Annotated in this window: 7 protein-coding genes and 2 pseudogenes; 3 read left to right on the top strand and 6 right to left on the bottom strand. The window is 66.7% G+C overall.

The features are described 5' to 3' along the window. From HTS88_RS21645 to HTS88_RS21630, 4 genes and pseudogenes are all read right to left on the bottom strand, one after another. A partial coding sequence (locus tag HTS88_RS21645) for an amino acid permease (protein WP_174182205.1) occupies window positions 1-585 on the bottom strand: 585 nt, incomplete at its 3' end. 33 nt (window positions 586-618) lie between these two features. Beyond that, window positions 619-2,057: pseudogene (locus HTS88_RS21640) on the bottom strand (aspartate ammonia-lyase). A gap of 6 nt (window positions 2,058-2,063) precedes the next feature. Continuing rightward, window positions 2,064-3,134 (bottom strand): asparaginase, encoded by a 1,071-nt coding sequence (locus HTS88_RS21635; RefSeq protein ID WP_174182203.1) that lies wholly within the window; start codon window positions 3,132-3,134, stop codon window positions 2,064-2,066. A gap of 27 nt (window positions 3,135-3,161) precedes the next feature. Then, on the bottom strand, window positions 3,162-3,863 hold the full coding sequence (locus HTS88_RS21630; protein WP_174182201.1) for an FCD domain-containing protein: 702 nt from the start codon (window positions 3,861-3,863) through the stop codon (window positions 3,162-3,164). 79 nt (window positions 3,864-3,942) lie between these two features. Between HTS88_RS21630 and HTS88_RS21625 the strand changes: the two genes are divergently transcribed. The 3 genes from HTS88_RS21625 to HTS88_RS21615 all read left to right on the top strand — a co-directional run bounded on the left by HTS88_RS21625 (window position 3,943) and on the right by HTS88_RS21615 (window position 6,308). Then, window positions 3,943-4,536: a class I SAM-dependent methyltransferase gene (locus HTS88_RS21625; RefSeq protein WP_174182199.1), complete on the top strand. Its 594-nt coding sequence runs from the start codon at window positions 3,943-3,945 to the stop codon at window positions 4,534-4,536. Between the two features lie 261 nt (window positions 4,537-4,797). Further along, window positions 4,798-5,061 (top strand): helix-turn-helix transcriptional regulator, encoded by a 264-nt coding sequence (locus HTS88_RS21620; RefSeq protein ID WP_174182197.1) that lies wholly within the window; start codon window positions 4,798-4,800, stop codon window positions 5,059-5,061. Further along, window positions 5,058-6,308: a type II toxin-antitoxin system HipA family toxin gene (locus tag HTS88_RS21615; protein WP_174182195.1), complete on the top strand. Its 1,251-nt coding sequence runs from the start codon at window positions 5,058-5,060 to the stop codon at window positions 6,306-6,308. Before HTS88_RS21620 ends, HTS88_RS21615 begins: the two co-directional genes overlap by 4 nt. A gap of 20 nt (window positions 6,309-6,328) precedes the next feature. On the opposite strand, the pseudogene HTS88_RS21610 reads toward HTS88_RS21615, so the two are convergent. Together HTS88_RS21610 and HTS88_RS21605 are read right to left on the bottom strand one after the other, a co-directional pair. Further along, window positions 6,329-7,038, bottom strand: a pseudogene (locus HTS88_RS21610) (hypothetical protein). Between the two features lie 15 nt (window positions 7,039-7,053). Beyond that, window positions 7,054-7,671, bottom strand: coding sequence for a uracil-DNA glycosylase family protein (locus HTS88_RS21605; protein ID WP_066272323.1), 618 nt, complete (start codon window positions 7,669-7,671; stop codon window positions 7,054-7,056). Between the last annotated feature and the right edge of the window lie 405 nt (window positions 7,672-8,076).

The following is an 8,076-nucleotide window of genomic DNA, read 5'->3' as shown; positions in this document are numbered from 1 at the left end:
GACGACGAGGAAGATGACCAGGGCGGCGACTTTGATCAGGGCGAACCAGAATTCCATTTCGCCGAAGACCTTGACCGAGACGAGGTTCAGGGCGAGGACGACGACGAGGGCGGTCAGGGCCCAGGCCCATTGCGGGACCGCTGCCATCCAGGGGATGTAGTTGCCGAAGAAGTTCATGTAGAGCGCGGCGGCGGTGATGTCCACGATGGTGGTGGTGGCCCAGTTGATCCAGTAGAACCAGCCGGAGACGAACGCGGCTTTTTCGCCGAAGAATTCACGGGCGTAGGAGACGAACGAGCCTGAGGAGGGCCGGTGCAGGACCAGTTCGCCCAGGGCGCGGAGAATCAGGAACGCGAAGAACCCGCACACGGCGTAGGCGATCACCAGGGACGGGCCCGCGGCGTTCAGCCGGCCGCCGGCGCCGAGGAACAGGCCGGTGCCGATCGCGCCGCCGATCGCGATCATCTGGATCTGCCGGGGCTTCAGATTCTTGTGGTAGCCCTTGTCCTCGGCATGCAGCGCCGACTCAGAAGCATGGGCATGACCACCGTCAATAACGTGGTCCGGGAGCGTGGGATTAGACATGGGGGTCCTAGGGGTATCCGTTGGCATGGGGGATTACTTGCTCAGGTTGGCCAGGCGCTCAGGGCTGAGGAGTTCCTGGAGCTGCGTGTTGGTGAGGAGTCCGTGTTCCAGGACGAGTTCGGCCACGCCCTTGCCGGTTGCCAGTGCTTCCTTGGCGATGGCGGTGGCGGTGGCATAGCCCAGATGGGGATTGAGGGCTGTGACCAGGCCGATTGACTGCTCCACCGTGCGGCGGAGGTGCTCGGTGTTCGCGGTGATGCCCCGGATGCAGCGCGCCGTCAGGGTGCGGCAGGCGGCTTCCAGGTGGGAGATGCTCTTGTGGAGGCTGTGGACGATGACCGGCTCGAACGCGTTCAGCTGGAGCTGCCCGGCTTCGGCCGCCATGGTGATGGTGACGTCGTTTCCGATGACCTCGTAGGCCACCTGGCTGACCACTTCCGGGATCACCGGGTTGATCTTGCCGGGCATGATGGACGAGCCGGACTGGACGGCCGGCAGGTTGATTTCGCCGAAGCCGGCGCGCGGTCCGGAGGAGAGCAGGCGCAGGTCGTTGCAGATCTTGGAGAGCTTCACGGCCACCCGCTTGAGCACGCCGGAGAGGTGCACGAAGGCGCCAACGTCCTGGGTGGCCTCGATCAGGTCGGGCGCGGTCACCAGCGGCAGGCCGGTCACTTCGGCGAGGTGCCGGCAGGCAGCTTCCGCATAGCCTGCGGGTGCGTTCAGGCCGGTGCCGATGGCGGTGGCGCCGAGGTTGATCTCGTGGATGAGCAGATCGGCTTCAGCCAGGCGGAGGCGGTCCTCGCCGATGGTGATGGCGTAGCTGCCGAACTCCTGCCCCAGGGTCATGGGCACCGCGTCCTGCAGTTGGGTGCGGCCCATCTTCACCACCGTGCGGAATTCCAGCGCCTTGGCTGCGCAGGCTTCCTCCAGTTCAGCCAGGGCATCCAGCAGTTCACGCGCGGCGAAGATGGTGCCCAGCTTTACCGCGGTGGGGTAGACGTCGTTGGTGGACTGGCTGAGGTTCACATGGTCGTTGGGGTGCAGGCGGGCGTAGTCGCCCTTGGGGTGGCCAAGGATTTCGAGGGCGCGGTTGGCAATGACCTCGTTGGCGTTCATGTTCGACGACGTCCCGGCGCCGCCCTGGATGACGTCCACCACGAACTGGTCGGCGAGTTGGCCGTCCAGCACGTCCTGGCAGGCCTGCTCAATGGCGTCCGAGCGTTCCGCGTCCAGCAGGCCCAGTTCCCGGTTGGTGCGGGCGGCGGCCAGCTTGCCGCAGCGAGGCCACGGACAAGGTGCATGTTGGAGGACAGCTTCTGGCCGGTGATGGGGAAGTTTTCCACGGCCCGGAGCGTGTGCACGCCCCAGTAGGCGCCGGCGGGGATGTCGCGGTCGCCGAGCAGGTCGTGCTCGGACCGGGTGTGCGCAGGAGCGGTTCCTGCTGCGGAGGCTGGTGTATCGATGATGGTCATGTGTCCTTACGGGGCTTCGTTGACGGGTGCGGACGGGAAAATGTGGGTCAGGAAATCGGTGGCCTGCAGCAGGCCCACGTGCTGGCCGCCGCCCAGGACGGGCGCCGTTCCAATGCCGGCGAGCGGAGCGGTGTCCACGCCCAGCGCCTCCAGCAGCTTGACGGTGGCGGGCATGCGGGCGCGGTCGCCGCCGTCGGAAATCTTCACGGCTGCCGAGCGGCCGTCCGCAAGACCAACCAGCTGGACGCCTTCAAAGCCGTCCTTCGCCACCGCGCCCGGGAGCAGGCGCATCAGCTCGGTGACGTCACGGCCTTCCCCCGCCACCATGTCCGGGTGCTGCTGCATGGCCAGGCCGACGGCGGCTTCCGCACCCAGCGGGGCCGGGCCGCCGTCATCGTTACCGCCGCTGCTGTCCGCGGCGGCGCGGGCAATCGCACCGAAGGCGCGGGCCATGCCCGGCAGGGTCAGGGCATACAGGGGAGTGCCGCAGCCGTCGGTGCTGAGGGCGAGGGGTTCGTCGCCGGTGAGCTCGGTGACGGTGGCGGCCACGAGCCGCTGCAGCGGGTGCGAGGGATCCAGGTAGCCCTTGACCGGCCAGCCGTTGATGGTGCAGGTGGCAACCATGGCGGCGTGTTTGCCCGAGCAGTTCTGGGTGAGCTGGGTGGAACGGCCCCCGTTGCGCAGCCATTCCTCCTGTTCGGCCGGGCCGTAGGGGAGGTCCCTGCTGTTCTCGAAATCGCTGACGCTGAGTCCGTGCAGTTCCAGGATCCGCAGGGCTCCCTGGCGGTGCTTTGCGCCGCCGGAGTGGCTCGCGGCAGCCAGGGCCAGGAGGTCCGCGGGAAGTTCGAGTCCGGCCCGGACCATGGCCACGGCCTGCAGCGGCTTGAGCGAGGACCGGGGATAGAACGGTGCAAGCGGATCGCCCGCGGCGGCCACTGTGGTGCCGTCAGCATCCAGCGCGATGGCCGACCCGTAGTGGATGCTTTCTACAACCCCGTCGCGGGTGGCGGCGACCAGGGGCGTGTGCTGCGGGAGGGCGGCAGCGCTGAGGGCAGGCGAAAGGGCAGGGGAAAGCATGGGTTCCTTGGCTGGGTGGGGGCGGGGCTAGGTATTGAGGATGGAATCGAGGGCCAGGCCCACGGCGTGCAGGTGGTGGGCCATCGCGGCGCGCGCATCCTCGGGGGAGCCGGCCTCGATGGCGGCGAGGATGTCCCGGTGTTCGGTGTCCGAGGCGTGCTGCCTGTCCGCCACCATGTTCAGGGTTTCGGACTGGTGGGCCAGGGCGCCGCGGATGTCCGCCACTACGCTGGCAAACACCCGGTTGCCGCTGGCCCGGGCGATCGCTGCATGGAAGCTGGAATCCAGGGCAACCCAGGATTCGGGATCGGTTTCGGTGCGCATGGCGGCAACGAGGTGGCGGAGAGTGTCCAGCTCCCCGTCACTGCGCCGCTCCGCAGCCAGGCCGGCTGCGGGAACCTCGATGTGGGGCCGCGCTTCCGTGAGGTCCCGTGCTGAGTACTGGCCGAGGGCGAGGTCGTTGGCCACCTTATCCGCCACGACGAACGTGCCTTTGCCCGTTTTGGTGACGGTCAGGCCCAGGGCCGTGCAGGAGCGGAGGGCCTCGCGGATCACCGAGCGGCTTACCCCGTACTGCTGGGAGAGCGTGGACTCGGAGCTGAGCTTGCTGCCAACGGGAACGGCGCCGGACTCGATGTCCTGTCGGATCGCATTGAAGACCGCTTCGGCGGCGCTGAGCCGGGCGAGGGGTGCAGGCTGTCCTGCTGTCCGGCTGTCTGACAGGTTCACGCTTTAAATATGGCAGGGGTCACACGCGGTGTCAATATTGTTCTCCTTAGCGAGCGCGGTATGTGCCAGACTGGCCCGCATGACTGATGCAGTGCGCCGCTACTGGAACAGCCAGGCAGGGAACTTCGATGTTGAAGCGGACCATGGGCTTGTTGACCCCACCGTCCGGCAGGCGTGGAAAGAGTTGCTGCTGCCGCTGATGCCTTCGCCGGGATGCGACGTGGCGGATCTTGGCTGTGGCACAGGCAGCCTTTCCCTGCTGCTGGGCGAGGCCGGACATCAGGTCTGGGGTATGGACCTGTCCGAGCAGATGGTGGCCAGGGCGCGGACCAAGCTGGCGGATGCGGGCGTGTCCGCTGAGTTCGTCGTGGGTGACGCATCGGTGCCGCCGCGCGCCCGTGGCTCTGCCGATGTTGTCCTTGCCCGCCATGTGTTGTGGGCCCTCCCAAAACCTGACGCTGCGTTGGCTCGATGGGCCGGACTGCTGCGTGGTTCGGGCACCATGATCCTCGTGGAGGGGCTGTGGGGAACTGGCGCGGGAATTCCTGCGGACCGCTGCCTCGAACTGGTTCGCTCCCACCGTAAAAATGCCACCGTAACAATGCTGACGGACCCTGCATTGTGGGGCCGGGAGATCGCGGACGAACGCTATGTGGTTGTGAGTACGGCCTAAACGCTCGTTGTCTTCGATGGCGCGCAGGATTCAGTCGCGGCTGCGCCGCACTGGCGGAATGTCTGGCTGATGCTGCAAGGCGGAGGCTACTGCCTGAACTTCCACGGGAGCTGAATCAGGGAACTGCCCGCAGCGCTGCCAACTCGGCCTGACTCAATGACCGGCATGATCGTGCCGATCTCCCTCTTTTGATTGACCGCGGTCAGCAGTAGGCTGGCTTTCCAGTGCTAGAGCGGAACGATCGTACCTAATGAGAGTCCTATGCCCCAGAGCTTTGCGGCGGTGATAGCGGGAGAAGTGCGCGCCCGCCGCGCAGTCCTCCGCCTGACGCAGCACGATCTCGCCCAGCTGGCCGGCGTCTCCGAGCGCTTTGTCCGCTTCGTCGAGCAGGGCAAGCCGAGCGTCCAGCTGGACTCCCTGGTCGCCGTCCTTGAAACCCTGGGTCTGGAACTGAAGGTCACCGCCCGGAACAGCCAGGCGGCCCGCGCGGCCGGACCGGCAGCTGAGAACAGCCCTGGACAATGAGGCACCGCATCGCGGACATCTACAAAGCGGGTGTTCTGGCAGCACGGTTGGAACGGCACGACGGCGGTACCCGCTTCAGCTACCTGCCCGCCTACCTCCACGCGGCCGGGCCGGCAGTCGCGACTTCCCTGCCGCTCAGCGGCGAACCGGTGCTGTCCGCCGCGGGGGCCGCGCCGCCCTATTTCACCGGGCTGCTGCCTGAGGGCCGCCGGCTTAATGCGCTGCGGCGTTCCATCAAGACCAGCGCTGATGACGACTTGTCCCTGCTCATCGCCGCCGGCGCGAATCCTGTGGGCGACGTGCAGATCGTGGGCCACGGGGAGCCCTTGGACCCGGATGACCACGCGGTCCGGCTCGATCCGAAACAACCGGTGGACTTCGACCAGCTGCTGGGGGATCCCGACCTGATCGACCCGGTGGCACTGGCCGGCGTGCAGGACAAGCTCTCCGCCGGCATGATCTCTGTCCCGGTGACAGGCACCGGGCGGCAGTTCATCCTCAAACTCAACGCGCCCGAATTTCCGCATGTGGTGGAGAACGAGATGGTGATGTTCCGTTACGCGGCCAAGCTCAGGATCCCGCTGGGCAAGGTCCGGTTGATCCGGGACGTTGCCGGCAGGCCCGGGTTGCTGGTTGAGCGTTTCGACCGGGTTCCCAGGCCTGCGGGCCAACCGGGCGGGGTGCGGCGGCTGGCGGTCGAGGACGGGGCGCAGGTGCTGAAGCTGTATCCGGCGGACAAGTACAACGTGGGTTACGGGCAGGTCTGCCATGCGCTGGCGGACCACTGCGCCGCACCCCTTCCCGCACTGAGGAACCTGGCCATCCAGGGAGCGTACGCATGGCTTACCGGCAACGGGGATCTGCACGCCAAGAACGTGTCCATGGTCCAGCAGCCTTCCGGGGAGTGGACCATTGCGCCGGTCTACGACATTCCCTCCACAGTGGTGTACGGAGACAAGACGCTTGCGCTGAGCATGAACGGCAAACGGGCGGGTGTCTCACGGCGTCATTTCCTGGGCTGGGCCACGGAGCTCGGGCTGCCGGAGCGCGCGGCCGCCCAGGTGGTGGATGTTGCCCTGAAAGCGGCGGGCCCGCTGCTGGCGGACCTGGAGTCCGGGACCGCCTTCCGCGGACTGGGCGGGTCCGGGCGAAGGACTGACGACGACGGCGGCTCCCCGTTTCCGGACATGGTCACCAGGGCTTGGGTCAAGGAGTTGAAGCACCGGCGGCGGCTGCTTGAGGGCTAGGCCGGTTCAGCGCCCGGTCCCTACTGGCGTCCCCCGTACCAGCTGAGGACCCGCAGGGCGCGGAGGGTGTTCCACCGGCTGGGTTGCCCGTCGCCGTCCTCCAGCGTGAAGTGCACCTTGCCGGGATGGGTGTTCTCCAGCAGCCACGAGCCGTCCGGCTGCTGCCTGGAGCGGACGGCCTCCACGGCTTCTCCCAGCCGTTCGTCGGGCGGGCCGCCGGCGGAGCGGAAGTAGTCCAGCCCGCGGAGCACGTCGTAGAACCAGCGCGTGGGGTAGGAGAACTGCAGCCATTCGGGACTGACCTCGGCTCGACGTTCTCCCCGAAGTAGGCGCCCAGCCCCACCACCATGCCGTTGATGCAGGGCTCGGTTTCGCCGTCGAAGAAAGGCTGGTTGCCTTCCTCCCAACGGCTGTTGTCCCTCACCAAGCTGACCGCATGCCTGGCTTCCTGGGCGGCGGGGTTCAGGCCGAAATCGCGCAGGAGCAGCAGGCTGTAGGTGGTCGCGGTCCAGGGCTGGCCGTGGGGGTCGTCGTCATGGTCCGGCCAGTAGGTGCCGCCGTCCCATTGTCCGTCTGCTCCTTGCAGCGCTAGAAGGCGGGCGCCCCAGCCGCTGGTGGCAACCAGGTTCCGTTCGGCAGTCACTGTCCCAGGCGCCGCGCCGGTCAGGTCGCGCAGGACCTGCCAGCGGAGGGCTGGATCGGACTCGAGCAGCCAGGCGATGACATCCATGCCCTAAACGGAATGTTAGAGGTGCTGGATTCCTGCCCGTTGCATGGCGTCCTTATAGATGTCCACGTTCTTGGCCAGAAGCTCTTCCTGCTTCGCTTCCGAGACGGCGAAGGCCCGGCCTCCGAGCGCGGTGGCCTTGTATACCTTGATACCGCTGTTCTTCAGCGACTGGTGGTAGGTCTTCTCGAAGAGGGTGAGGAAAGTGGAGGCATCGGTGCCGTGGGCGATGACCGCAGACACCCGGGAGTTGATCTTCAGGAACTGCCGGAACGGGCGGAGGCCGTCAGTTTTCTCCTGCACATTCAGGGCGGACGGCATATCCGCATCGCGGACCCAGGGGTAGGCGTGCCACGGCATCACATAGCGGGGATCAAGTTCTGCCAACTCGTAGATCTGGGTGGCGCGGCGGGCGGCCTCATCGTCGTTGTAGTGCGAGACAAAGCCGGACTCGGTGCCCTTGCCGGGGCTGACCTGCAGGCTGACGATGCGGCACTCATCCTCGTCGTGCACAGGGTCGATATAAGGGACGACGGACCCTGGCTTCTTTTCCATCAGTTCGTCGCAAAGCTGGGTTACCTTCGCAATGTTCGGTTCCTGTAGCAGGGCCTTTTTCTCGTCCCAATCAATCGTCACGATTTCTCCCTCAGCAGCAAGGCGTCCAGAATCAGGCGTCTTAGGCCACTCTACGCTTCCACGCTGATGGGTGGGCAGGTGAAGTTCTCTCTCCCTTCTGTGAGATCGGCTGATTGGGTCAGCCGGAACCCGGGCGGCCGGTGCTTCGAACAACGTGTTCCGTCCTTTGGCCGCGAGCGAATGCCGGAGGCGGGCGTTTTAGTGCTTTGGCCTGCTGTAGGCGCTTTGGGCGTTTCCCACGACGGCGGGACGGCGTGCCCGCTGCGACGGCGCGGCTCGCGCTGCCCGGGGAGCGAGCTCATGTGGCGGACCCGTAGCGACGACAGCAGCAATAGCGGCTGGCGCGCCCGCTCCAGCGCCATCGAGACCGGTGCCGGGTAGTGGAGGCGCTGTGGAGTGGTAGGC

It is taken from the genome of Pseudarthrobacter oxydans (assembly GCF_013314975.1).
Taxonomy (GTDB): Bacteria; Actinomycetota; Actinomycetes; order Actinomycetales; family Micrococcaceae; genus Arthrobacter; species Arthrobacter oxydans.
Note: the sequence above shows the minus strand (reverse complement) of the source record. Positions and strands in the feature narration are given on the sequence as shown.